At 74.1% G+C, this 3,073-nt stretch carries 2 protein-coding genes and 1 riboswitch; both genes read right to left on the reverse strand.

Going from position 1 to position 3,073, the window contains the following annotated elements; translation table 11 throughout:
- Window positions 1-97: 97 nt before the first annotated feature.
- Complete coding sequence (locus ACFXAE_RS36090) at window positions 98-1,498, reverse strand: aminotransferase class V-fold PLP-dependent enzyme (RefSeq protein WP_384723936.1); 1,401 nt, start codon at window positions 1,496-1,498, stop codon at window positions 98-100.
- A 162-nt stretch (window positions 1,499-1,660) separates the two neighbouring features.
- Window positions 1,661-1,777, reverse strand: a riboswitch (SAM riboswitch).
- A gap of 76 nt (window positions 1,778-1,853) precedes the next feature.
- Window positions 1,854-2,918, reverse strand: coding sequence for an anthranilate phosphoribosyltransferase (trpD, locus tag ACFXAE_RS36095; protein ID WP_384723939.1), 1,065 nt, complete (start codon window positions 2,916-2,918; stop codon window positions 1,854-1,856).
- Window positions 2,919-3,073: the final 155 nt, after the last annotated feature.

The following is a 3,073-nucleotide window of genomic DNA, read 5'->3' on the forward strand; positions in this document are numbered from 1 at the left end:
GGCTGGAACTAGCCCTTCCGGCGTTTGAGGAGCGGGGGTTCGGGGGCAGCGCCCCCGGAGGACGGGAACGGGAAGGGGCGGCGGGGGCGAGAAAAGATCAGGCCCGGGCGGAGGTGTCCGGGACGCAGCGGCCGTCCACCGTGCGGTAGGTCCAGCGGGCGCCGTCGCGGACGAGTTCGCGCACCGCCCGTACGAACCGCTCCACGTGCTCGTCGGGCGTGCCCGCGCCGAAGCTGACGCGGATGGCGTTGAGGGACTTCTCGCCGGGCGCCGCCTCGGGGGCACCGCACTCGCCCTGGGCCCCCGCGTCGCCGCCGAGCAGCGTGCGCACCAGCGGGTGCGCGCAGAACAGCCCGTCCCGTACGCCGATGCCGTACTCGGCGGAGAGCGCGGCGGCGAAGTGGGAGCTGTTCCAGCCCTCGACGACGAAGGAGAGCACACCGACGCGCGGGGCGTCGTCCCCGAACAGGGACAGGAACCGCACCTCGGGCACGTCCGCGAGTCCTTCGCGCACCGCGCGGATCAGTTCCTCCTCGCGGGCGGCCAGGGCGTCGAACCCGGCCTCGGTGAGCGCCTTGCAGGCGGAGGCGATGGAGTACGCGCCGATGACGTTGGGCGAGCCGGCCTCGTGACGGGCGGCGCCGTCGTGCCATTCCACGTCCACTCCCCCGTCCGTGCGCCGGGTGACCCTGCGGCTGGCGCCGCCGCCCGCGAGGTAGGGCTCGGCCTCCCGGAGCCAGTCGGCGCGGCCGGCCAGCACACCGGAGCCGAAGGGGGCGTACAGCTTGTGCCCGGAGAAGGCGACCCAGTCGACGTCCAGGTCACGGACGCTCACCGGGTGGTGGGGGGCGAGCTGGGCGGCGTCCAGCACGATCCGGGCGCCGTGCGCGTGCGCGGCGGCGGCCAGTTCCCGTACGGGCCACAGCTCGCCGGTGACGTTGGAGGCGCCGGTGACGCAGACCAGGGCGGGGCCGTAGGGGTCGCGGCCGGCGAGGGCGCGCTCCAGGGTCTCGACGGCCTGGCGCGGGCTGCGCGGGGCGTCCAGGCAGGTGACCCGTGCGTCGCGCCAGGGCAGCAGGGAGGCGTGGTGCTCGGTCTCGAAGACGAAGACCTCGCAGCCGTCGGGGAGCGCGGCGGCGAGCAGGTTGAGGGAGTCGGTGGTGGACCGGGTGAACACCACCTGGTCCCCGGTACGGCAGTCGAGGAACTCGGCGACGGTCCGGCGGGCGTTCTCGAACAGGTCGGTGGAGAGCTGGGAGAGGTATCCGGCGCCCCGGTGGACGCTGCCGTAGTACGGCGCGTACGCGGCCACGTCGTCCCACACCCGCTGGAGGGCGGGGGCGCTGGCGGCGTAGTCGAGGGCTGCGTAGGTGACCTCGCCGCCGGTGACGAGGGGGACGGTGACGTCCCCGCCGAGGACGGGCAGGGGAGCGCGGACGGACGGGTCGGCGGCAGCGGCGCGGGCGGACGGATCGGCGGCAGCGGTGGGAACGGACATGACGGAACTCCCGGTGAGGCAGGCGGAATCCCCGCGCGAGCGCACATCGCTCAAGCGCGGAAGGAAAGGAAAGGGGACGTGCGGAGGCGGGGCTCGGCAGCCCTAGCGCATTCGCTTGCTCACGGAAGACTCCTCGACGACCAGGACCCCTGGTGTGCGAGGGGTCCGCGCTTGCCGTGGGCCTTGCTGCTCACGGCCTGGTCTTCACCCGGGGCACCCCGCCACGGACGGAGGGTTGCCGGACAGCCGGCCGGGGCCTGATGGCTGTCACTCATGACCTGGGCAGGAAAATACGGGAAACGATCGATGTCCCGCAACCCGTGTCCGGATCGCGGGACATCCCACCGCCTGGCGGCTACGCGTTGCTGACGGCCACCCAGCGCTCCAGGACCCGCTTGGCGGCCCCCGAGTCGATCGCCTCGGCCGCCTTCGCCATCCCGGCGCGGATCTGCTCCGTCAGGGTGCCGCCGCCCGGCTCCAGGGCCACCAGCGCCGCCGCCGAGTTCAGCAGCACCGCGTCCCGCACGGGACCCAATTCGCCGTCGAGGAGCCGGCGGGCGACCTCGGCGTTGTAGGAGGCGTCGGCGCCGCGCAGGGCCTCCACGGGCACGAGGTCGATGCCGGCGTCGCGCGGGTCGAAGGTCTCCTCGGCGACCTTGCCGCCCCGGACCACCCACACCTTGGAGGTGGCGGTGGTCGTCAGCTCGTCCAGGCCGTCGTCGCCGCGGAACACCAGCGAGGAGTGACCGCGCTCGGCGAAGACCCCGGCCATGATGGGCGCCATCCGGGGGTCGGCGACCCCGACGGCCTGCGCCTTGACCCGCGCCGGGTTGGCCAGCGGGCCGAGGAAGTTGAACACCGTGCGGACGCCGAGCTGGCCGCGCGCGGCGGCCACGTGGCGCAGCGCCGGGTGGAACTTCACCGCGAAGCAGAAGGTGATCCCGGCCTCCTCGGCGACCTCGGCGACCCGTCGCGGGGTCAGCTCCAGGTTGACGCCGAGCTTCTCCAGGACGTCGGAGGCGCCGGACGCGGAGGAGGCGGCCCGGTTGCCGTGCTTGACGACCTTCGCGCCGGTGCCGGCCACGACGATCGAGGACATCGTGGAGATGTTCACCGTCTTGGCGCCGTCCCCGCCGGTGCCGACGATGTCGACGGTCGCGCCCGGCACCTCGATCACGTTGGCGTGGTCGTACAGCGCCCGTACGCAGCCGGTGATCTCCTCGACGGTCTCGCCCTTGGCCCGCAGGGAGACGGCGAAGCCGGCGATCTGCGCGTCGGTCGCCTCGCCGCGCATGATCAGGTCCATCGCCCAGGCGGTGTCGTCGGCGGACAGGTCCCGGCCGTCCAGCAGTCCGTTCAGCAGGGCGGGCCAGGAGCGGCCCGCCGCGGTGTCGCCTCCAGCGGGGGTCACAGCGCTCATGGCCGCTCCTGATGGTCGTAGAGGAGTCCGGGAGCCCGGCAGGTTCCCGGACTCCACCCTATCCAGGTCCGGGGACGGGGCGCGGCCCCCCCCCCCCGCACCGACGGGGGGCCGACGCCCGCGGGTGGGGCCGGGGGTGGGGGGGCGCCGGGGAT

Source organism: Streptomyces sp. NPDC059454 (assembly GCF_042749965.1).
Lineage (GTDB): Bacteria > Actinomycetota > Actinomycetes > Streptomycetales > Streptomycetaceae > Streptomyces.